Source organism: Roseibium sp. AWQ4_254, from assembly GCF_056161025.1.
Genome location: NZ_JBSWYH010000013.1, coordinates 1 through 21,891, shown reverse-complemented (window position 1 = coordinate 21,891; position 21,891 = coordinate 1). Strand labels below are relative to the sequence as shown.

Below are 21,891 nucleotides of genomic sequence, written 5' to 3'. Positions count from 1 at the left end.
CTCTCAAAGCTGATACCGGCGCAGCCGGGTCTGGATGCCGAAGAGATAGATGCACACACCGATCAGGATGATCGCGAACATGGCGCTGGCAATGGCCGAGCCCATATGCGGGTCGCCCAGCTGCAGCTGAAAGCCGAAAAAGGTTCGGTAGAGGAAGGTCCCCAGAATATCAGTTGAGAAATCCGGTCCGGCCAGCGCCCCCTGGGTGGTGTAGATCAGGTCAAAGGCGTTGAAATTGCCGACAAAGGTCAGGATCGAGATGATGCCGATGGAGGGCAGGATCAGGGGCAGCTTGATTTTCCAGAACGCGGACAGGCCCGTGATGCCGTCAATCTCGCCTGCTTCCAGGATCTCATCCGGAATGGACAGCAGCGCCGCATAGATCAGCATCATCGGAATGCCGACAAACTGCCAGACGGAAATCAGCGACAGGGTCGTCAGCGCATAGGCCTCCTTGCCGAGCCAGGGCGCAAACAATGACCTCAGCCCGACCGCGTCCAGCATGGACGGTGCGATCCCCCAGATCGGTGACAGAATCAGTTTCCAGGCGAAGCCGACAATCACAAAGGACAGGATCGTCGGGATGAAGATGGCCGAGCGGTAAAAGGCGGCAAAGCGCAGTCTTGGATGGCTGAGCAGAGCGGCTAGCGCGATACCGATCGGGTTCTGCACCAGCATGTGGATCAGGAAAAACCAGAAATTGTTGCCGAGCGCGTTCCAGAACTGGTCTGCCCAGAGCGGGTCCCCGAACAGGGTCATGAAATTCTGCAGGCCGACAAACACCCGCTCCTGCTCGATCCTGCTGAAAAGGGCCAGACGCAGCGTGTTGAACAGCGGGAAGATCATCACGGCCGTATAGACCAGCACGGCAGGGGCCAGAAACACGGCGATGTGCCAGCGGAAACGAGGCTTGCTCATCCGAAGACGCTCCGGTCACAGTGCCCGGACAGGGCAAGCCCTGTCCGGACGCGTCAAAAAGGCTGGTTACTGTTGCGGCTTGTACCAGCTTGCAAGGCCGTCCTGCAGCTTCTTGCCAAGCGCCTCAGGGGTTTCCGTGCCCTTGATGGCGGCGGCGGATGCGCCCCAGGTCTCGTTTTCAAGGTTCGGGGTTCCGCGGGACAGGATCTGATAGGTGGAACGGATGGTGCTTTCACACTCGCTGCGCCAGCTGGCAAACTCCTTGGCCAGCGGATCGTCCAGTTCGACCGGGGCCTTGGACAGCGGGAAGAAGCCGGGCAGCGCATTGCCGAAGATCGACGCAAATTCCGGAGAGGCCACCCAGGCCAGGAAGGCTTTTGCAGCTTCGGGGTGGTCCGTCGCCGTGTTCATGCCAATGCCGATATCGGTGTGGTCGGAAATGTAGCAGGTGTCCCCTGCCTTGCGGACCGGCGGTTTGAACGCGCCCATTTCAAAATCGGCCTGGGCGTTGAAGCCTGCAATCTCCCAGCTGCCTGCCGGATAGATGGCCGCACGGCCAAGGGTGAAGAGGTTCTGGCTGTCCGGATAGGTCTGGGCTTCATAGCCGTCGCCCAGATACTGCGCCCATTTGGCCAGCGTCGCATAGGGGGCAACCCAAGCCTCGTCCGTGAGTTTCTGTTCCCCCTTGATCAGAGCCTGGCGCCCTTCTTCGCCTTTCCAGTAGTTCGGGCCGATATTGTTGTAGCCCATGGTGGCCGCTTCCCACTGGTCGTTGGTGCCCATAGCCATGGGGATGTAGCTGCCATCTTCTTTGAACTTTTCAAGAACCGCGAAGAACTCCTCTTCGGTCTGCGGAACCTCGACCCCGAGCTCCTTGAACGCATCCTTGTTGTAGATGAAGCCATGGATCACCGCAGCCATGGGCACACAGAAGCTGGCCGACCCGTCATCGGTCTGCCAGGCTGCCTTGGCCACATCGGAAAAATTGGTCATCGCCTCCATATCGTCGAGATTGGCGAGATGGCCAGCATCAAACAGCGCCAGGGAGGCGTCGAACGGGCGGCAGGTGATCAGGTCTCCGGCAGAGCCTGCCTCCAGCTTGGAGTTCAGCGCGGCGTTATATTCGGTCGGCGCTGTCGGCGAAAAGGTCAATTTGATGCCCGGATGAGAGGCTTCGAAGGCCGGGATGATCTTGTCCTGCCACAAGGCCAGATCGTCGTTCCGCCAGCTTTCAATCGTCAAGGTGACATCTTCGGCATAGGCATGGCCTGTCACCAGTGCCGTGCTGATCATTGCCAAGGAGAATAACTTCAATTTCATAGCGCTGTTCCCTGTCTCAACCGGTATTACCGTTCATTGATTGACGCCGCCCGGCGGGTTGGCCCCGCTTTGGCACTGCACCGCCTTCTCCCCCTCTACACCCGCCAGTTCTCCTGACTTTTCGGTAGAGTCTCCGGACTTGCAGGCGCAGTCCCCGTTCGCCTCAAAACATAATACCTATCTAATACCATTTGTCGACGGCAAAGTTTCGATTCGCAAATCTCAAGGTTCTGCTAACCAGAATAGCCTGCGATTTCCTGAGGAATATGCTGAATTCTGCCGAGCAAACGGCTCAAAGGCATTGCAAAGGTATTATCAATTGAGAGCCCAGCCACCCGGTGCGCCGGCCCCCTCGCCTAAGGCGCCATTGCTTTCCACCTGGAGGGCGGTACAAACAATTCTCAAGGTTTCAGGGCAAGGGAGTGCGAGAATGCGGTTTCTGGTGTTTTTGGGGTCCGACAGAGACAGCACGCCTCCCCGGCCCGCCCGGCTCGGCGCCCGGGTCGCGGCAGCCTGCACGAGGAGACTGCACACCCTGAATGCCGAAGCAGAACTTGTGGATCCCCTGTCCATAGACCTGCCCTCTCCCTTCAAGCCGCATTTTTCCTATGCAGCCGGACAGGCTCCCGCCCAACTGACCCAGCTGGCCGACGGCATCCAGGACGCAGACGGATATGTGATGGTGAGCCCGGAATACAATCATTCCATGTCCCCGGCCCTCGCCCACTTGCTGAATCACTTCGGCAGCTCGCTGTTTTCCTTCAAGCCGAGCGTGATCGTGACCTATTCAGCAGGCCAATGGGGCGGCACCCGTGCCGCCGTTTCCATGCGCAGCTTTCTGTCCGAGCTGGGCTGCCTGCCCGTTTCCGCCATGATCCACGTTCCCATGGCACAGGACGTCTTTGAAGACACTGGCGCCTGTCGCTCAGACGCGGATCCCGAACGGTGGGACGGTTATCTGGACAGAGCCTTTCAGCAGCTCCTATGGTGGGCAGAAGCCGCCAAACGGCAGCGCAGCTGCGGTAACACCAGAGCAACCCCCGCGTTCCTCACATCTCCGGCGGAGCGGAATGCACCCAGATAAAGAATGCCTGACAACCCTTTAATGCCGCTAAGTTAAATATCGGATTAGTCGTATATTGACGCCAATGCACTTCAATGATTTACTCAAATCACAGGTAAACAATTATTAACTATAACCTGACAGACATGCCTAGATTTTGTGGCTTCCTGTACCGGCATTTTGGTTCTGACATGTTCTTTTTGATCGCCCTTGGCTTTTTTCTCTATTTCGCTCCGGCATTTGCGTTTTTCACGCTCAGCGCCATGGAGCTGGCGGAAACCGGCAGGAACCGGACGGCACCACTGGCAACCGCCTTCACGGCGGCCCTGCTCTGGCCCCTCACCCTGTCCGTGATGACTGCACTTGTGATTGTTCAAAAAACGCGTCCTTCCTGACCCTGCGCACCCCTCTCAGACAGCGTGTGCAGCAGCGGGCCAGTGCTTCCCTGCCCTGCCTTGCCTTGCTTTGCCTTTCCGAGGGTAGCGCAAACAGACGGTCTTTGCCGGTAAAGAGGTTGCGCACAAAGAAAAAGCATCTAAGATTTGAAAAATTGCGGACACAAACCGTGTTTGTGCACCGCAGCATTGCCATGGTCCACATCATGTGATTTAACCTTAAGTAAATTTTTACGTTTTGTTTACTCGAAATTTTGCGGCCAAGTCCCTATTTTCGCAGCAGTTATGATACGGAATTTCGCAGGAGCTGATTTTATGAACTCGACGCCTCGGTTCAGTCAGGCAGTCGCCTCTTTAGTATTGTTTTTGGGTATTTCGATCCTTGCTGGTTGCAGCTCCTCTGAAGAAAGAGCCCAGGCCCATTACGAACGCGGCCTCGAACTCGTGGAACAAGGCGATCTCGTGAAGGCGAGCCTTGAATTCCGCAACGCGGTAAAACTCAAGCCCGACCATGTTGATGCTCTTTATGCCTTCGGTGAAATCCAGGAAAAGCAGGGCGACGTTCAGGCAGCTTTCCGGGTCTTCACGGCAGTCACGGAGCGGGACCTTCAGCATCAGCCCGCACGCCTCAAGCTTGCTTATCTGCTCATGACAGGGAACCAGTTGGATCAGGCCAAAACGCTCCTGGATCAGGCTGCTGAAATCGACCCTGAAACCCCGGACTACCTGATCGCCAGGGCCACCTATGACTTGCGATCCGGCGATCTGGACAAGGCGGAGCAGCTGGGAAAGCAGGCCTTTGAGAAGGATCCGGAGTCAACGGAAGCGGTGATCGTTCTCGCGTCTTCCCGCATGGCTGCCAAAGACCCCCAAAGCGCCCTCGACTACATTCTTCAGGCGCCGAAAAGCGGAGAAAAGAACATTGGTCTTCAAGTCCTGCACCTGTCTGTTCTGGAAGCGCTGAATGATCAGGACGGCATTGAAAAGCTGTTCGGCAGGCTCGTGACCCTCTTCCCCGACGCTCCGCAATTCCCGCAGGCCTGGTCCCGATGGTACATGAGCAAGGGGCAGACCCGGGAAGCCGAAGGGGTCATCCGCCAATTTGCCGAGAACAACCCGGACAACAACGACGCCCAGCTCGCTCTTGTCGCCTTTGTAAACCAGCAGCGCGGCCCGGACGCCGCGCAATCCGAGCTGGAGCGCATGATCAAGACGCGCGAAGACGCGGATCTCGACGCTTTTCCGCTGCAATCCGCCCTCACCCGTCTGCTGTTTCAGTCGGACCACAAGGATGACGCCATTTCCCTGATGCGTTCGATTGTCGACAGCACAAGCGACAGGGATATAAAGAACCGCGCCCGCATCATTCTGGCCACCATGCTCGGTCAGACCGATGAGGTTGCGCAAGCAGAAGTGTTGATCGAAGACGTTCTCAAGGACGACGCCAAGAATGTCGAAGCGCTGCGTCTGCGCGCCTCCATCAGGATCTCCCGGAACGAGAATGCCCAGGCCGTCGATGACATCCTGGTGGCATTGAACGAATCCCCGGAAGACGCCCGCCTGCGCACCATGCTTGCCAGCGCCTATGAGCGGGACGGCTCCTCCGTCCTGGCGGAAGAGCAATATGCCAAGGCCATGGCTCTGGATAGGAACTCACCGGAAACCGGGCTGCCTATGGCCCAGTTCCTGCTGCGCCACGGCAAGGCGGATCAGGCGGAACGGGTTCTGGAAGCCGTTCGGTCTGAAAACCCGACAAACGGCCAGGTGATCGCCCTTCTTGCCCAGCAAAAACTGGCTCAAAAGGACTGGGCTGGCGCTCAGGAACTTGCCAGCATCCTCAGACAGATCAAGGATGTTGACAAGACCGGCACCGCGAATGGTGAGGTGGCTGACAAGATCTCCGCCGCAGCCCTCTCCGGTCTTCAAAAATATTCGGAAAGCCTCAAGCTTCTTGAAAAATCGACAGCAGAGGCGGATGACGATCAGGAGCTCCTGCCGGACCTGATCCGGGCCTATGTTCAGGCCGGGCGTCAGGACGCGGCCATCTCCCACTTGAAAACGCTGTTGCAGAACGACCCGAAAAACACCCTTGCTCAGGTTCTTCTGGGATCTGTCTATCTGTCGCAAAATCTTGTCGAAGAGGCGCAAGGGGCGTTCGAAGACGCCGCGGCTGACAAGGACAGCGTCGTCGGTGACACCTCGCTGGCCCAATTTCACATGGCCCTGGACCAGACGGATCAAGCGGAAAAAGCCATTCGCGCCGGGCTAAAAAAAGACGGCACCGACACGGCTCTGCGGTTGATGCTGACCTCCGTGCTTCAACATCAAGAACGGTTCGATGAAGCCATTCAGGAATATGAGGCCATGTTTGCGGAAGACCCCGAATCCACGATTGTCGCAAACGATCTGGCCAGCCTGTTGTCCGAACGCCGGGGGGACCCTGCGTCTTTGGAGCGGGCCTTCGAAATCGCCCAGCGGTTCCGGACCTCGCAAGTTCCCCAATATCTCGATACACTTGGGTGGATCTATTACCTGCGCGGCGAATATTCCTCGGCTCTCCCCCTGCTGCGTACAGCCTCACAGGAACTGGACAAGATGGGGCTTGCCCAATTCCACTACGGGATGACCCTTGCCGCACTGGGCCAGAAAACCCAGGCAATCACAGCGCTTGAAAAGGCGCTGGACCTTAAGACCGTCATGACGGATAAGGACATTCAGCAAGCCAATATGAAGTTGGACGAGCTGAAAAGTAAGAATGAAGTCACACAAGCAAATTAATATCGTGCCCATCTGCGGCATCCAATAGCTCTTTCGTAATGGTTTGGATCGATGGAACAAGGCTTTAACCTCGGTGCAATTTGGTCAATCGTAAAGCGACGCTACGCCTTTTTTCTGGTGCCAGCCGTCCTTGTGTCCGCGGTTGCTGTGGTTGTTGCTTACTCTTTGCCGCGCAGCTATGTGGCAAAAGCAACAATCCTGATCGAATCCCAGCGCATTCCGAATGAACTTGCTGCCGCAACAGTGACAGCAGATCCGCGCGAGCGGCTGAAAGTGATTGAGCAGAGGCTGATGGCCCGCGACAATTTGCTGAGCATCGCCGACAAGTTCTCGCTTTACCGCACAGAAAAGGGCACTCCGTCGCCCACCGCGCTTGTCGCCAACATGCGCAGGGACATCAAGATCCAGCAGATCAGCGTCTCCCGCTCCCGCCGCAACACCCAGGTTGTCGGCTTTGACGTATCGTTCAGATATTCCAACGCAACCATGTCGGCCCGCGTTGCCAACGAACTGGTCACGTCAATCTTGTCGCAGAACCTTGAATCGCGGATCAGCCGTGCGGCTGAAACCAGTGAGTTCTTCGAAGCACAATTGCGGGATCTGGACAACGAGCTGTTGTCGATGGAACAGAAAATTGCTGCCTTCAAGCGGGACAATGAGGCAACTTTGCCGGAAACGCTCAATTTCCGCCGGGAGCAGCTGTCTTCGCTCAACACCAAGCTGGAACTTGTCAATCAGCAGCTGCTCGTCGCCGAGCAGTCAGATGATGGCACTGGCGGGCTGGGCGATGCCAAGGCCCAGCAACTTGGCTTCAGCCTGCAGTCCAAGGAACTCAGTTACCAGGCCATTGTCGACCGGCGCGAGCGCCTTGCGCCGCTGGTGAAAAAGGGGTTTGTCTCCCAAAAAACTCTTGAAGATCTGGACAGGCAGATCACCCAGGCGGAAATCGGCATTGCCGCGCTGAAATCCCAAATGGCCCAGGAAGGGTTTTCAACTGACCCTGCAACCCGGCTGAAGCTGCTCAAGGCCCAAAAGACTGAGCTTGAAAGACAGGCAGGACTGGTGCAGCAATCCATTGCCAGGACCCCCTCCACCGAAGTGGAAATGTCGGCCATGGAGCGGGATTACGACAACCTGCGCAAAGAATACAGCCAAACCAAAGCAAAGCTCACAGACGCCCAGATCGGTGAGCGCCTGGAGCAGGACCGTCAGGCCGAGCGCTTTGAGGTTCTGGAACAGGCCACCATTCCGGAATCTCCGGCAGCGCCGAACCGGATCCAGATTGTTGCTGCTGGCGGTGGCGGGGCTGTGGCAATAGGCATCGCTCTGGTGTTCATCCTGGAATTTCTGGACAACAGCATCCGCACAGCAAATGATCTGGAACGCCGCCTCAAGCTGCGTCCAATCGCCGTTATTCCTTACGTCACCACACGGCAGGAAAGAATGCGCCGGGTTGCCCGGCGGAGTTTAACAATTCTCGTAGTATTATCTGTTATTGTCGCAGGACTGGCAGCCGTTCATCTGTTCGTCACACCATTGGATATTCTCGGCGAGCAGCTATTGCAAAAAATTCAGGCTTTTGTGCCGAGTTCCTTGCTGCCTTAATGACGGTCCCGGACGTTTATTTTCGGAGAAGATGAGTTGGAACACATCAAGAGTGCACTGAAAAAGGCTGGCGTTGCGGACGACAGCACCGATACTGTGACGCCGATTGCCTCAGTGCCAAACCGGACCGTGAAACAGACTTTTAAAGACACGGTTTCTTCGGAAGAAGACGAAGAGCCTGTGCTTCGCCAGGTCGAGATTGATCCGAAACATCTCGAGAAAAAGCGGATCGTTTCGAAATCCATGGACGATCCCAACCACATCGCCTTCAACCTGTTGCGCACACGGGTGCGCAAGGCGATGGCTGACAATGACTGGAAATCGCTGGCCATCACCTCTCCGACCCCGGGCTGCGGCAAGACAATGGTAACCCTCAATCTTGCCTTCAGCCTTGCACGGAACCCGGGATTGAAGACGATTGCTGTGGATCTGGACCTGAAGCGTCCCTCAATCGCGCCGACCCTGAAGATCGAACCGGACCGGTCCGTTGCCCAGTTCCTGCTTGGCAAAGCGGAGGCAAAAGACTGTTTTGTCCAGGCCGATCCGAACCTCATTCTCGGCCTGAACAGCGGTCATACCCCCGCTTCGTCCGAACTGCTTCAAGCGCCGAAAATGCTGGAGCTGTTCGAGTTCATCGAAGCCATGTCTCCAGACATTGTCCTGTTCGACCTGCCCCCCATGCGCAACAGCGACGATGCGCTCGGATTTCTGCCGCGCATCGACACGTCCTTGCTTGTGGTTGCTTCCGGCACAACCACAACAACGGAAGTCGACGAATGTGAACTGCAGATCAGCGAACTCGACAAATTGCTCGGAATTGTCCTCAACAAGTGCGACGATGTGAAATCCGAGGCATATTACTACTAGGGACCCAGCGCTCAAGCGGTGCTTCTGTGCGGCCTCTGCTTTGAAGATGAAAGAGAGCGTTAACGCCCTGACGCGCGCCGCAGTGGCCACAAGCGTTTCTGCAGTGACATGGCTGTTCTACATCAGCCAGGCAGTAAGCCGCCAGACATGGCGGCTTTACCGACACGGCCCGAACGCGTTCAGGCTGCGCCGCACACGCTCCACTCGTTTTTCGAGAACTCTTTGTAATCATTTCAGGATTTTTTTCCAAAGAACCTGCCCAACAAGCGCTGCCTCCAGTGTTTACCGGTTCTTTTCTTTTGCACTATTGACGCAACCACATTTCTCGAGGGCCCAGTCCCTGAGAACTCCGCCTTCCCTACCTCTTTTGCATTTACCACCTGCAGAGAAACCATAAGGCAGCCCCTGCAGAAACCAAGGAATATGCTTGTAACTTACCGTCACAAATGCTAGGACTTTTCTAAATTTTAATTAAGTGTGAACATTCTAAAAAGGTAGAACTCGAGTATGAAATTCACCAGTTTGATCACCGGCGCGGCATTGCTTGCCATGAGCGCTGGGTTTGCAGTTGCCTCGCCGGTAACATTGTCGAAACAGAACAAATGGGACGTTTTCGACGGAGGCGGCAGTCAATCCGTCAAGATCCGCAACAAATCGTATCCATTTGAAAGCGCACGTGTGGATGCAGGTGGCTTCCGGCTCTCCGACGGTGTCAATGACTTGATTGCCTGGTGCCTGGATATTACCCATAACCTGTCCCTCCCGAGCCCTTACAAGACGACCGATGATCCGTTTTCCAACAGCTACGGCCTGACGGATGTCCAAAAGGCGAATGTCGAGAACCTTTTCGAGACCAGTTATTCGACGCTGGACCTTAGCAACGACGCTCAGTCCGCGGGCTTCCAACTGGCGCTTTGGGAAGTCATCTACGAAAAGTCCGGCACATTTGATGTGACCGATGGCAATTTTTACGCGCGTGCGTCCAGTGCGGCCAGCGATCTGGCGAACGCCTTCCTCGGCAATCTGGGCGGCGCCATCACCCAAGCCTACAATTTCACCTACTATGAGTCCCTCGGATACAAGTCCGGCTGGGGCAAGAAAAAGTGGAAGAAAAAGTATAGCCAGAACCTTGTCAGCGTGACCCCGGTCCCGCTTCCAGCTGCCGGATTGCTGCTGACCTGCGGTCTCGCCGGGCTTTATGTCGTGAACCGGCGCAAAAAAGCCTGACCCTGTGCGGGTGTCTGAACAACCTTAAAAAGATCCGCGATTTTTTCGCGGATTTTCCATGTTCGATGTTGAATACACGCGTAAATTTTTGTCGCACGGATAGTGATTTATTTGCTTCTCTGCAGCTGCCTTTCAGCCTAAAACGAGAGGCGCAAGTTTCGATTGAAGCCTTAGGCACCTTCCTGCCCTGGATGTCTTAGCGTCTTGAAATGTCCGGTAAGAGACATATCTCAGGATTTACCCTTTTAAGAGTATTTCCTTGATAATAGAGCGTAAACTTGCGATTTGAAACACTAGATGAAACGGTAAAATTACAGTCAAAATAGAGAATTCGAATTGGTGTGGTTTTGCCGGTGAAAGCCGATGCAACAAGATTCGAAAATTGGAAACTCTCGCTCTTCGGGGTCGCTGATGTATGAGCCGTATTACGGTCTCTTGACGAAGCCGTTTGCACTAGTACCTGATCCCCGGTTCATATATTGGGCCGGCCCGCACAGCATGGCCTTCGCCATGCTTGAATACGGTATCGTCAATCATGCGGGCTTCACGGTGATTACCGGTGAGGTCGGTGCTGGCAAGACAACCTTGATCCAGCATTTGCTCGGCAAGCTCCCGGGAGATATCTGTGTGGGGCTGCTGTCCAACACAGGCGGAAGCGGCGAATTGCTGCAATGGGTCCTGATGGCCTTTGATCAGGACTTTGAAACGGACTCCCATGTCAAACTGTTCAAGCAGTTCAAGGACTTCCTTATTTCGCAATATGATGCGGGACGTCGGACCGTCCTGATCGTGGACGAAGCCCAGAATCTCGGCTCTGAGACGCTGGAAGAGCTGCGGATGCTGTCCAACATCAACACCCATGACCGGGAGCTGCTGCAGATCGTGTTAAGCGGCCAGCCGGAGCTGAAAACCCTGCTCGCAGCCCCCAATCTCCGCCAGTTCGTGCAGCGGGTGACCTCCGACTTTCACCTGTCCTTTCTTGAACAGCAGGAAGTCGCGGGCTATATCGCCCACCGGCTCAAGGTCGCCGGTGCAACAAGGTCCCTGTTCACGCCCGGGGCCTGTGACCTGATCTATTATGCAACCCAGGGCACCCCCCGTCTGATCAACACCTTGTGCGACACTGCCCTTCTCTACGGGTTCGCAACGGAAGCTGATGAAATCACACCGGACATCGTCAAGCGCGTTCTTGATGACAAGCGGCGTTTTGGCGTGTTCGCTGTTCAGCCCGACATGGCACTGCCACAGCAATAGACACATAGCCGGGGGCGGGATGCGTTAAAGCATGCCGCCTTTTTGACGGGCTCTTTCCACTCGGCCACGGCCGGACACCACTCTCAATGAATAGAAACCCATCTGATCTCGAAAACCGGCCTATGCTGGCGTGTTCCAACATGCCAGACGGCGCTGCGCTGTTTGAATGATATCAGACCGTCCGTCACAACGCCCCTTGCCTGCCTTTGGAAAGAACCATCAAATCGGGTTCTATCAATCGAGATTGCTTCAGGCCTTGGTCACCAGCTCCGTTGGCAGGCCTCGCGACGCAATCGCGTTTCTGGTGTCAATCACCGGCAATCCAAGGCCCAGCAGCCTCTTATAATCCAGCGCATCGTGATCCGTTGAAATCAAAACCGCATCATAGTCTTGCGCTTTGAGGCTCTCAAGGCTAACCGCCTCGCGGTCCTTCAGATGTGCAAATTCCCGCATGGGAGGGATGGCACCGATATGGGGGTCTAGAAAGTCCACCCGGGCCCCGCTTTTCAGCATCATATCCATCAGTACGACGGACGGGCTCTCCCGCATGTCAGGCACATTTTTCTTGTAACTGATCCCCACCAGCAGAATGCGGGACCTTGACAGGCCCTTGCCGCACTGCCGGTCCAGAACCTCACGCAATTTGCCTATGACGTAGTGTGGCATGGTGACATTGATTTCCCCGGCCAGCTCGATGAAACGGGTTGAATGTCCAAATTCGCGAGCTTTCCAGGTGAGGTAAAAAGGATCGATCGGAATACAATGTCCGCCGAGACCTGGCCCCGGGTAGAAGGGCATGAAGCCGAACGGCTTCGTGGCTGCGCCGTCGATCACGTCCCAGACATCAATTCCCATGGCGTCATAGATCACCTTGAGCTCATTCACGAGCGCGATGTTCACAGAACGGAAGATATTCTCCGTAATTTTGACCGCTTCAGCCGTTCGCGTTGAGGCGACGGGCACCACCTGGTCAACAATCTGCCCATAGAAGGCGGCCGCCAGGACCCGGGCACTTTCAGTATCCGCCCCAACAATCTTGGGGATGGACTGGGTGCGATAGGTCGCGTTGCCCGGATCCTCCCGCTCGGGACTAAACGCCACCCAGAAGTCCTGGTCCACCTGCCGCCCGCTGGCTGTCAGGATCGGCGTCAGCACCTCGTCGGTCGTTCCGGGAAAGGTGGTCGATTCCAGAACCACCAGAACTTTCTCCCGCAAATACCGGGCGATCTCACGGGCGGTCTTTTCGACAAAAGAAAGGTCCGGCTCCCGGTGTCGGGTCAACGGGGTCGGCACACAGATGACAATCACATCCATGGCCGCCAGTCCTGCAAAATCCGCAGTCCAACTTACCCGTCCGGCTTGTGTGACCTCCTCGAGCATAGCATCCGTCACGGCGCCAATATAGCTGCGGCGTGCCTCAAGCCGGGTCACCTTGCTGGCATCAATATCGAACCCTGTAACCTGAAAGCCGCGCAAGGCGGCTGTCACAGCCAGGGGCAGACCGACATATCCCAGCCCGATCACCCCGACACGGGCAGCCTTGCCGTCAATCAACTTCAGAAGTTGGCGGCTTTTCGCACTGTCAGATGTCATGATCAAATGTCCGTAAAACGGTCAGCTCCCGAGGCGCTGCTGGACACCTCAGATACACCGTAAGGGTCTGGAAAAAGGCTCGAGAGGCAGACCTATCCCGATTTGACGTAAAGCGTCAAATCAGAAGCAGCCACGACGCGGCAGCTGACCGGTCTGCATCAGTGACCCTCATGGCAAAGAGCAGAAGCGAGACGGCCTATGCATGAACAGGCCTTAAGCATCTGCACCCATGTCTGGAAAATAGCTCGGCAGTTGCGGCACGATCTCTTCAAGGAACCCTTGAAGCCTGTCATCCGCCCGGGCCACATCCTCTGTCTGGCCAATGGGAGTGACCACCCGCACGAGGCCGCCGTCGGATCTGCCTTCGGTGAACGTGTCCCACATGGACACGAATTTTGCCTCAAAGTCGTTGGTGATCTGGCGGCCACGCTGTTCAAACCAGAAATAAACCAGCTGCCGGTTCAGACCCTGCTGGATGACCGCCCGGTTCACGGTGATGGTCTTCGGGCCTGCACCGGTCTCGATCGTCACCGGCTTCTGTTCCCAGTTGGAGACCTCCCAGCCGCCGCCGGGCAGACAGATTTCCGGAGAATGGATCCCCGACCCCTGGGTCTGGGATTTGTAGAATGTCATCAGCAGATTGATGCTATCTTTGCCATTTGTGTAATCCGCCAGCAAATATTCATCGGCGCCGAGCACCCGCTCGATGTTGCGGTCCAGGATCGTCGAACGCCCTTGCCAGTCACTGACCTGAAGCGGAAAAACCCCGAGAGGAATACGGTTGATCGCGGGCGGAACCGGTGTCGGGGTCACCTGCCACAAAGCACCAGCCACCACACTAACCACCGCCGCAGCAATGAAGGCCCGACCGGCCCGCATGGCTGGAAGTTTCTTCAACGGCCCCAGCAGCCCCTCAAAATCCATACCGATCACATAAGCCGGACGCGGCCGCCCAAACAGGAAGAAACGTGACAGGAACCAGGCCAGCACATAGAGCAGCAGTGTGCAGGAAATGAAAATCACCCAGCCCTCGAAAAAATGCAGGAAGCCTTCCGCCTGCGCGATCCCGTACTGATTCACCAGCACGCCGATCATGCCGATCCTGAAGCTGTTCATCAGGATCGTGATGGGAATCGTCGCCAGGAAGATCACGACCCGGTGCCAGTTCGGGCCGTTATAGAGAATGGCCATCAGCCAGCCAAAACTGAACAGCGGAAAGAGATAGCGCAGCCCGCTGCAGGCTTCTGCAACCAGAAGCTTGTATTCGCCCAGATCGATAACCGTTCCATCCAGCAGAACCGGGATGTTCACGAACTGGATCACTGCAACGCCCAGCTCCGCAGAGACCGCCTGAAGATAGGTGGAAACGTTCAGATAAATGAATTGCGGCAATGGCAGCATGAAGATCAGATGCAGCCAGCCCGGCCAGAACCGGACCCCTTCCCGGGTGCCGGCAAGCAGGAGAATCAGCGCACCGATATACAGAATAAACCCATAGGTGATGATGTCCGGGATCTCGACCAGATTGCCGATCAGTCCAACCAGCAGCGCCAGTGCGAACACAAGAAGGCCGACGATCCGGCTGCCGTGATCCGGTTTGACCGGATGCCGGTGAATTTCCAGCAGGGTCATGTAGCCGGTAATCAGCGGCACAAGCGGCCCGTAGCTGTATTCCGGCCGCGCCCAGGCCACGCCCAGCGAAATCAGCCCGTCCCAGAAAAACGCGACGGCTCCGAGCGACGCCACCAGGATCCAGGGGATCGCCCGCATGGAGAAGGAGAAAAATTCCTTCGGCATTCCGGGAGTATCGTTTCGAACATCGGCCGTCATGGAAATTCCGTCCAAAAGCGTTTCAAAAGACAAGTTATTCAGCAAAGAGAAAGCCAGAGCGCAATTATCATCAGACGCTCCATGCCCTCTTCATACCCAAATCCGGGCCTCATTTGTACTTAAATTCTTGGTGAGGACGTATCGTCGCTTCAAATTTTAATAAAACAATTGAAGAATTAAGCTTAATATTGAATGTGATTTGAAATTGGGGCCACCGCATTTGACGCTTCGGACGCCAGCGCCCTATAGGAAACACAATTTGATTTTTGATTTGCACATTGAGGAGTTGGATTGTTGGGTGAAACAGAGATCATGCCGCGCCCTGCGCCCGGAAAAGTACTGATCATCGTCGAGAACCTCCCGGTTCCCTTTGACCGCCGGGTCTGGCAGGAGGCCAGCGCGCTGCGTGAAGCCGGGTATGAGGTCTCTGTCATCTGCCCAAAAGGGAAGAAGCACACTCTCTCTGAGGAAACTCTGGACGGCATTCACATCTACCGTCACAGCCTGCCGCTGGAAGCCACCGGTGCGCTCGGCTATCTGGCAGAATATTCAGCCGCCCTTTTCCACGAGATGCGGCTGTCCATCCGGGTTCTGAGGCGCCATGGCTTCGATGTGATCCATGCCTGCAATCCACCGGATCTGATCTTTCTGGTCGCGCTCTTTCACAAACTGCTCTTCGGCAAGAAATTCGTGTTCGACCAGCATGACATCAACCCGGAACTTTATGAGGTCAAATTCGGCAAAAAGGGCTTCTTCCACCGCCTCCTGACCTTCTTCGAACGCTGCACCTTCCGCCTTGCCGATGTCAGCCTGGCCACGAACGAAACCCTAAAGGGCCGGGCGGTCACGACCGGCAAAATGGCACCTGAGAATGTCTGGGTGGTCAGAAGCTTTCCCGACATTGCCCGCTTCAAACGGACCGCGCCAGATGAAAATGCCAAACGGGGCCGCAAGTTCCTGGCCGGATATGTCGGCATCATGGCTGAACAGGACGGGGTGGAATACCTCGTCAGGGCTATGGACCATATCGTCAATGTGGAAGGCAGAGATGATATCGGCTGCATCATCATCGGGGATGGCCCCGATTACGACCGTCTGCGCGCGCTCTCAGTGGAGCTGCAGCTGACAGACCATGTGGAGTTCACTGGCTATGTGTCAGGCCCTCCCCTTCTGGAAAAGCTGTCCGCCTGCGATATCGGTGTGATTCCCGATCCGCCCAATGTGTGCAACGACAAGCTGTCAATGAACAAGGTGTTCGAATATATGGCGCTCGGCCTGCCCTTTGTTCAATTCGACCTCGAACAGGCCAGGATCGACGCGGGCGACGCGGCGCATGTGGTGAAAGACCGGACCGCAGAAGGTCTCGCCCGGGGCATGATGGACTTGCTCGCCGATCCAGAACGCCGGGAAAAAATGGCGCACTATGCCTCCGACAGAGCGCAGCGGGAGTTCCATTGGGACATTGAAAAACAGTCGCTTCTGGACGCCTATCAGACCGTGTTCCACCCGCGCGAAGTCACGGACATGAGCGGGCCGGTGCGGGCTTCCTGAGGCAGGAAACCGGATTGCTGTCGGCGTGGAGCCGAAGCCCCAGACTCCCTTCGGATCAGGTGCTTTGCTCCCCGGACAGGACCTTTCGAACGGCAGTCTCATAGGCTGCAATCACATTGCTGCGCTGAAACCTGGCAAGCTGGCCGGTCTGCTGCCACTCGGCCAGGTCTCCTTTCAGGCGCTCCTGGTCCGTGATGAGTTTTTCCATGGCTGCTTCAATGGCCGGCACATCATCGGAGGGGGCTGCCAAGGCAAAGGAAGCACCGTCAAAGAAGCCATCAATGGCCCAGTCTTTGGGATAGACAACCGGACACCCTGCCAGAATCGCCTCAAGAAACACCATGCCGAAAGTTTCCCGCTTTGAGACCATGGCAAAGCCGCACATGCCATTGAGCATGTCCTGCACGTTTTCATGGGCGATCGGGCCCTTACGCACGAAAGACGTAGCCTCTGCCTGTGCGGCCAACTGATCGATCCGGGATTCGTCCTGAAGACTTCCGCCGCCGTAAAGATGGAAGGCATAATCCCTGTGCCGGTCCTGCAACGCCTTGCTGGCCGTCACCAGGGCGGCAACATTCTTGTTTTTCTGGTCTTTCAGATGAAACACCGAAGACAGCACGGGGGCGGTCACTTTCGGGGCAAGAATCCGGTCCTGGGACGAACTGCAAGGTAAAAGACAGGTCGGTTTGTCCCGAGGCCCAAGCACCGCATCACACACACGCTGCCCCATCACCGAAAACGGAAACACGACGGCTGCGCCGTGATAGATCCTTCGGTAGGCTGGCGTCAGATCCGGACGGAATTTCAGGATTTTTCTGTCGGTATTCACCTGCAGCGACAAAGCGAATGGGCACTTGAAACGCAGGCTGACCCGCTCAGCAATCAACCCTTCCAGCGTAAGCTTGTGCCCGTGAAGAAGGTCGGGCCTGATCCCACGCCGGACAAGGTCATCCGCAATCCGGTCCGCCAATTGTGACAAGGTTCCCTGCATGAACAGGCCCGCTGGCAGGCCGTCATATTCAACCGCGGTCACACCGTTGTCCGCCTCTGTCAGACGCACCTTAAAACCGGGCTTAACCGGATTGCGCATCAGTCCGCTCAACAACTCCCTGCCGGAAGGGGATGTGCGGTTTATAGAATAAACATGCTGGTCAAATGTGTCATGCACAGCCTCCACGAGGCTGCTCACCGCTCTGGTTTTGCGAGGCTGAACCGCATCCGGATAATCGCCGGAGATGTGCACGATCACCTTTGCCATGGTCAGCTGTCCGCGCCTGTCCGGCTGCGTTGTCCCGGACCGTCCCCCGATCCCGGCTTAACCCGTTTCAATCCCTTGCGCAGGGCCTCCAAACGGTCGGACACGGGTGTTGAAACCTCACCGTTCTTCGTCAGGACCGGCTGCGAAGCGATCATTGGCTGCAAACGGCCTGCGCGGATTTCCGCAACCAGTTCGCGCTCCAGATCTTCTCCGGCGACTTCGGCCCGGTGCGTTAACGGCCAGTAGTGGCGCAAATGATGGAAGTCGACGCCGACCGTGGCATGCAAACCCGTTTGGGTGATGAGTTTCTTTGCCTCTGCCCCGGGCGCAATTCCGTCGGACTTCCGGTTCCAGACTTCGATCCCGGCGAGATAGGGCACGAAGGCGTCCTGAAATTTCCGATACGCCTCCCGGCGAATCGGATGAGCAAATACCGCCACCCCTCCGGCTTTCTGAACCTTTTCAAGGGTTTCCAGAACCGGGCGGTGCTCGGCAAGAAAGTGATCAAGCCCCCAGGTCAGAATATGAATGTCATTGTCGGGACAAGAATATTCAATACCCGGGATCAAGGTGCATCTTTCCGTGGACGCCTGCACGCACGCAGTTCGGAACTCGGCAAACCGGTCTGGTGCAAAGCCTGTGTCATGTTCGCTCATCATGACCACATCGACACCGCGCCGGCCGAAAAACTTCGCGATCTGAGCCAAGGTCCAGCGGCCATCATAAGACCAGGTGGAGTGGGCATGCAGCACCACGGACAGGGACCGGTTCATCCTTTGCGCTTCCTGATTGTTTTTTTCACCGTAGCCAGGGCCTCACGCAGGAAGAACCCGGGAAAGGCGGGATCATAGTTGTAAAACCGGGACAAGGCATGGAGGGCAAACACCCCGAACAGGGACCGCAGGAGATTTGGCCACCGCTGCGCATGAAACCTGCTTTTGGGCCCCTTGATCACAAACAAGAGGTGCAACAGCTCCCGCCCCAGGTGGCGGACCTGCTGATGGCCTTCTACTACCGGCACATCCTTCGGGACAAAATCGGGGTCCAGAGCCTGCTCGACGGCCCAGCCCGGGTAGTCCAGACCACTGCGGCGCGACAGAGCTGTTGATCCCCACAGACGCCCGTTCAGCTCGATAAACCATCCGGTTCCGTCATCATCCGTCAGAAGTTCCACCATGAAGGGGCCCCGCCATCCGATAGAAGAAACGAATGTCTTGACCTTTTCTACCAGATCAGGGGCCGGAGCGACCGAGCGGCAGGCACTTGCTCCAGAGCCGTGCGGGTTCATCATGCGCACCCGGCGGTGAGCGAACAAATGGCTGATGCCCCCCTCGCCTGCAAAGCCGAATATCCCTTCTCCCGCGCCATGGATCAAGGGCTGCACCAGCATCGGAAAGGTCATGGCGTCTTCCGGCGGAAGCGTCTCCAGGTCCTTGGCCTCAAAAAGATAAAAGGCGTCCCCCTTTTTCAGCGTGCCAGAGGCGTCGAGGGAAATCGCCCGGGCGGGCTTGACGATTGCCGGAAAAATCGTCGCCTGGAAAATGTCTTCCCGTGTCTCAGCCACAAGTGTTGGCGGCACAGAAAGACCCGCGGCCTCAGCCGCAGCGATCTGCCGGGCCTTGTCCAGGGCGATTTCCTTTTGCGGCCCGGTTGCATTTGCGAGCGCCGGCCTGGCCTCCCCTTCTCCCAAGCCCGCAAGGGCCTCATTGGCAAGCCAAAGCCCGGTATCATCCAGTGCCAGCACCACATCAATCTCCGGATGCGCGCGCAAATGCTCTGCAAGATCCGCTGCAGCTTTCCCGGAATCGTCTTCCGGAGCGGTGACAAGGAGAGGCTCGCCAACTGGCAGAAATCGGGCGACCGGTGCCAAGGCGCCCTTGCGCTGGAAAACGCGGACATTCATCCCCTTGTGATGCAGGCTGAAAAACACCTCCGGCGCAGCCAGCGCGTCCGCAAAGCCGATAAGAACCGTTCTCATGTCTGAACCGGATACCATCTTTAAAAAAGCTGTTTCTTGGTTTTCGCCAGGGCCCGGCGGACTGTTCTGACGAACGGCTCGTCTCCCGCAAGGAAGCCGGCAAGATCCTGTTGCGAGGTGTCCGCACGCACAGACCAGCGCGGAATGGGGAAAGGCATGCCCGTGAAGCTGCCACCGTCACTGGAATAGGCCCTGCTAAACCCGGCTGCCTTTAGACGCTGCAAAGTGGATCTTCCGTACTGACCGAAGGGGATTGCCGCTTCGCTGATCTTGCGCCCGATATGGCTCTCCAGCAGCGATTTGGCCTCGGCAAGCTCCCGCTGCGCTGTTGCATCATCCATCTGTCTCCAGCTCACATGATCATGGCCATGAGAGCCGACTTTGTGACCGAGATGCAAGAGTTCCAAAAGATCGTCCGGCCCAAGCGAACCTGTGTCCTCAAGCCGCCCGGCCAGAGGAAAAAACGTGGCGGTCAGGCCGCGTGCCGCAAGGCCCTTGGCGCCGATTTCCAGGTCGGAGAGGTTGCCGTCGTCAAAAGTAATCAGAACCCGTTCGCCAGCCGCCGCAATCTGGTCCAGAAACCCTGCATATTGGTCAGTGCTGATCCAATAGCGATCTTCACCCGGCTCCAGCGGGCGCTTTGGCGTTCCGATCCCGTGAAAATTTACGATCTGAAATCTATCTGCCAAGGTGAAACTCTTAAATATTGCAACGTTTGTTCACGCTCAAATCTATCCCATCGCCTCGTCAATGGTTCGGGCGGCGGGGTCAATATGTCCCGGGCACATTTTCATGTCCTAGCGGTACACGCAAACGATAAAACCTCGAGCTCCCGGCTTTACAGCATATTTGGCGTCTTTCTCCGCCGGATCCAGCAAGACAAAACAAGCCAAACGACCAGCCCCGCTTTTCCCGCAAAAGCGGTTTTCCACTCTTCCCTCCCTTCAAAACCCAATACTTGCCTGAAAGAGAAAAGAATGAGGGCAGTGCACACGCCTATTCTTTGAAAACGTGCCCGGGGCCTTTTGATCCGGCCGCCGGTTCAGGATCTCAACACCTGCCAGCCTGTCCGGAGGTCCAAAAAAATATCCCGCCCGCAGGGCAGCCTGCGGGCGGGATATCATCATCATACAGAAAGGAGGCTTGATTAAGCCTGCTTGCGGCGAACCATAGCCAGACCACCGATCGCGGTGACCAGAAGCAGAGCGCCCGCCGGAAGCGGAACCGGGGTTACGCGAACGGAGTCCACGTCGAAACCACCAAAGGTCTTGCCAGCGTACACTGGAAGGGATGTATCGGTTGTATCGACCAGCTTGATCGTGTCGAACAGGCCCGCACCAAGACTGATGACGACCCCGCTAACCGCATCAAGGTTGGAGATCTCTGCCACCTTGGTGAAGACGCCACCGATGCCAACAAAGAGGTCAGCGCTCTCCGGCCACCCAGCAACGTCATCGAAGGTCACCTCGAAGACGGAGACACTCGTGTCGAAGAGTTTGCCGAAAGTAAGCTCGATATAGCTGCCGAACCCGATTTCGAAGAAGCTTCCATCGGTTGCCCCAAGGGCGTTCGCCGCGTTATCGCGGCCGTCCGCCGTACCACGGGCTGCTGCGTCGTCATAAGTGATCTGCGTCGCATATCCATTGTCAAATCCGCCGGCACCGACGGTAACAGGAGCTGCGCTCACAGCACCCGCTGAGCAAACTGCAAACGCAGCCGCCAACATTGTAGCTTTAGCTTTTCCAAACATTGTTTTCACTCAATTGAAATAGTTAAACGTTCAGCGGAGTACCGCCACCTGAGGGACATTAGGCTATTACCGCCAATTGTGTCAATGAAATTCATACATTTTTAATCAAAAAACCCCGGCTCTTCCTGAAAAAAATCAAATCACCCTAACGGTAGAACAATTTCTAACTCATGATTACAGATGAGCTTCCTGTAATTCTTAAGATATCGATTTAGCACACTCAACAGAACATCATTAACATGCTGGATCTCATCAGTTCACAGGAGGAAATTTGCCAATATTTTCAATCGAAGGGGCCGTGCAACACGCATAAATCCAGCTTATACTTCTATTGGAAAACTTGATATCCGTGAGCCGGAGGTAATCAGACCAGTGGAAGACCCGATTTTTAGCCAAAAACAAAGGACCTACGTGGTGAGCGTCCGTTGAACCCGACCTGCCGCTTTTCGATTTGGTGCGTTAAGTGTCCGCTTAATTAAATGGACATTTAAGGGCCCTTAATGA

General features: G+C 56.3%; 17 protein-coding genes. 8 read left to right on the top strand and 9 right to left on the bottom strand.

Going from position 1 to position 21,891, the window contains the following annotated elements:
* Nucleotides 1-3 precede the first annotated feature (3 nt).
* Together ACXAIC_RS11640 and ACXAIC_RS11635 are read right to left on the bottom strand one after the other, a co-directional pair.
* Nucleotides 4-918: a carbohydrate ABC transporter permease gene (locus ACXAIC_RS11640; RefSeq protein WP_475178394.1), complete on the bottom strand. Its 915-nt coding sequence runs from the start codon at nucleotides 916-918 to the stop codon at nucleotides 4-6.
* A 66-nt stretch (nucleotides 919-984) separates the two neighbouring features.
* The gene (locus ACXAIC_RS11635; RefSeq protein ID WP_475178390.1) at nucleotides 985-2,238 is read right to left on the bottom strand and encodes an ABC transporter substrate-binding protein; all 1,254 of its coding nucleotides are present in this window, start codon (nucleotides 2,236-2,238) and stop codon (nucleotides 985-987) included.
* 430 nt (nucleotides 2,239-2,668) lie between these two features.
* On the opposite strand from ACXAIC_RS11635, the gene ACXAIC_RS11630 reads away from it, so the two are divergent.
* The 7 genes from ACXAIC_RS11630 to ACXAIC_RS11600 all read left to right on the top strand — a co-directional run bounded on the left by ACXAIC_RS11630 (nucleotide 2,669) and on the right by ACXAIC_RS11600 (nucleotide 11,427).
* Complete coding sequence (locus ACXAIC_RS11630) at nucleotides 2,669-3,322, top strand: NADPH-dependent FMN reductase (protein ID WP_475178384.1); 654 nt, start codon at nucleotides 2,669-2,671, stop codon at nucleotides 3,320-3,322.
* Between the two features lie 170 nt (nucleotides 3,323-3,492).
* The gene (locus ACXAIC_RS11625) at nucleotides 3,493-3,696 is read left to right on the top strand and encodes a hypothetical protein (RefSeq protein WP_475178379.1); all 204 of its coding nucleotides are present in this window, start codon (nucleotides 3,493-3,495) and stop codon (nucleotides 3,694-3,696) included.
* 315 nt (nucleotides 3,697-4,011) lie between these two features.
* Nucleotides 4,012-6,474, top strand: coding sequence for a tetratricopeptide repeat protein (locus ACXAIC_RS11620; protein ID WP_475178373.1), 2,463 nt, complete (start codon nucleotides 4,012-4,014; stop codon nucleotides 6,472-6,474).
* A gap of 132 nt (nucleotides 6,475-6,606) precedes the next feature.
* The gene (locus ACXAIC_RS11615) at nucleotides 6,607-8,079 is read left to right on the top strand and encodes a GumC family protein (RefSeq protein ID WP_475178368.1); all 1,473 of its coding nucleotides are present in this window, start codon (nucleotides 6,607-6,609) and stop codon (nucleotides 8,077-8,079) included.
* Between the two features lie 36 nt (nucleotides 8,080-8,115).
* Nucleotides 8,116-8,946 (top strand): CpsD/CapB family tyrosine-protein kinase, encoded by an 831-nt coding sequence (locus tag ACXAIC_RS11610; RefSeq protein WP_475178363.1) that lies wholly within the window; start codon nucleotides 8,116-8,118, stop codon nucleotides 8,944-8,946.
* A 507-nt stretch (nucleotides 8,947-9,453) separates the two neighbouring features.
* A complete protein-coding gene (locus ACXAIC_RS11605) occupies nucleotides 9,454-10,173 on the top strand; it encodes a VPLPA-CTERM sorting domain-containing protein (RefSeq protein WP_475178359.1) in 720 nt (239 codons plus the stop codon).
* 498 nt (nucleotides 10,174-10,671) lie between these two features.
* Nucleotides 10,672-11,427 carry an ExeA family protein gene (locus ACXAIC_RS11600; protein ID WP_475178355.1) on the top strand — a complete coding sequence of 252 codons (756 nt, stop codon included), beginning with the start codon at nucleotides 10,672-10,674 and terminating at the stop codon, nucleotides 11,425-11,427.
* 249 nt (nucleotides 11,428-11,676) lie between these two features.
* Here ACXAIC_RS11600 and ACXAIC_RS11595 read toward each other — a convergent pair whose 3' ends face one another.
* Both ACXAIC_RS11595 and xrtD read right to left on the bottom strand, forming a co-directional pair.
* Nucleotides 11,677-13,020, bottom strand: coding sequence for a nucleotide sugar dehydrogenase (locus tag ACXAIC_RS11595; protein ID WP_475178349.1), 1,344 nt, complete (start codon nucleotides 13,018-13,020; stop codon nucleotides 11,677-11,679).
* Between the two features lie 213 nt (nucleotides 13,021-13,233).
* Nucleotides 13,234-14,850: a VPLPA-CTERM-specific exosortase XrtD gene (gene xrtD, locus ACXAIC_RS11590; protein ID WP_475178344.1), complete on the bottom strand. Its 1,617-nt coding sequence runs from the start codon at nucleotides 14,848-14,850 to the stop codon at nucleotides 13,234-13,236.
* Between the two features lie 294 nt (nucleotides 14,851-15,144).
* Here xrtD and ACXAIC_RS11585 point away from each other — a divergent pair, with 294 nt between their 5' ends.
* Nucleotides 15,145-16,401, top strand: coding sequence for a glycosyltransferase family 4 protein (locus ACXAIC_RS11585; RefSeq protein WP_475178339.1), 1,257 nt, complete (start codon nucleotides 15,145-15,147; stop codon nucleotides 16,399-16,401).
* A 55-nt stretch (nucleotides 16,402-16,456) separates the two neighbouring features.
* On the opposite strand, the gene ACXAIC_RS11580 is transcribed toward ACXAIC_RS11585, so the two are convergent.
* The 5 genes from ACXAIC_RS11580 to ACXAIC_RS11560 form a co-directional block, all read right to left on the bottom strand.
* Entirely contained in the window at nucleotides 16,457-17,659 is a 1,203-nt protein-coding gene (locus ACXAIC_RS11580) for a glycosyltransferase (RefSeq protein ID WP_475178336.1), read from the bottom strand.
* Nucleotides 17,660-17,661: 2 nt separating this feature from the next.
* On the bottom strand, nucleotides 17,662-18,432 hold the full coding sequence (locus tag ACXAIC_RS11575; protein ID WP_475178332.1) for a PHP domain-containing protein: 771 nt from the start codon (nucleotides 18,430-18,432) through the stop codon (nucleotides 17,662-17,664).
* Entirely contained in the window at nucleotides 18,429-19,637 is a 1,209-nt protein-coding gene (locus ACXAIC_RS11570) for a hypothetical protein (protein ID WP_475178330.1), read from the bottom strand. The genes ACXAIC_RS11575 and ACXAIC_RS11570 overlap by 4 nt, the downstream gene beginning before the upstream one ends.
* 20 nt (nucleotides 19,638-19,657) lie before the next feature.
* Nucleotides 19,658-20,326: a polysaccharide deacetylase family protein gene (locus ACXAIC_RS11565; protein ID WP_475178326.1), complete on the bottom strand. Its 669-nt coding sequence runs from the start codon at nucleotides 20,324-20,326 to the stop codon at nucleotides 19,658-19,660.
* Between the two features lie 458 nt (nucleotides 20,327-20,784).
* On the bottom strand, nucleotides 20,785-21,324 hold the full coding sequence (locus ACXAIC_RS11560; protein ID WP_475178322.1) for a VPLPA-CTERM sorting domain-containing protein: 540 nt from the start codon (nucleotides 21,322-21,324) through the stop codon (nucleotides 20,785-20,787).
* Between the last annotated feature and the right edge of the window lie 567 nt (nucleotides 21,325-21,891).

Excerpts from the sequence above, each read along its gene's own strand:
- ACXAIC_RS11640 (WP_475178394.1), bottom strand. The coding sequence starts at position 918 with ATGAGCAAGCCTCGTTTCCGCTGGCACATCGCCGTGTTTCTGGCCCCT.
- ACXAIC_RS11635 (WP_475178390.1), bottom strand. The coding sequence starts at position 2,238 with ATGAAATTGAAGTTATTCTCCTTGGCAATGATCAGCACGGCACTGGTG.
- ACXAIC_RS11630 (WP_475178384.1), top strand. The coding sequence starts at position 2,669 with ATGCGGTTTCTGGTGTTTTTGGGGTCCGACAGAGACAGCACGCCTCCC.
- ACXAIC_RS11625 (WP_475178379.1), top strand. The coding sequence starts at position 3,493 with ATGTTCTTTTTGATCGCCCTTGGCTTTTTTCTCTATTTCGCTCCGGCA.
- ACXAIC_RS11620 (WP_475178373.1), top strand. The coding sequence starts at position 4,012 with ATGAACTCGACGCCTCGGTTCAGTCAGGCAGTCGCCTCTTTAGTATTG.
- ACXAIC_RS11605 (WP_475178359.1), top strand. The coding sequence starts at position 9,454 with ATGAAATTCACCAGTTTGATCACCGGCGCGGCATTGCTTGCCATGAGC.
- ACXAIC_RS11600 (WP_475178355.1), top strand. The coding sequence starts at position 10,672 with ATGGCCTTCGCCATGCTTGAATACGGTATCGTCAATCATGCGGGCTTC.
- ACXAIC_RS11595 (WP_475178349.1), bottom strand. The coding sequence starts at position 13,020 with ATGACATCTGACAGTGCGAAAAGCCGCCAACTTCTGAAGTTGATTGAC.
- xrtD (WP_475178344.1), bottom strand. The coding sequence starts at position 14,850 with ATGACGGCCGATGTTCGAAACGATACTCCCGGAATGCCGAAGGAATTT.
- ACXAIC_RS11580 (WP_475178336.1), bottom strand. The coding sequence starts at position 17,659 with ATGGCAAAGGTGATCGTGCACATCTCCGGCGATTATCCGGATGCGGTT.
- ACXAIC_RS11575 (WP_475178332.1), bottom strand. The coding sequence starts at position 18,432 with ATGAACCGGTCCCTGTCCGTGGTGCTGCATGCCCACTCCACCTGGTCT.
- ACXAIC_RS11570 (WP_475178330.1), bottom strand. The coding sequence starts at position 19,637 with ATGAGAACGGTTCTTATCGGCTTTGCGGACGCGCTGGCTGCGCCGGAG.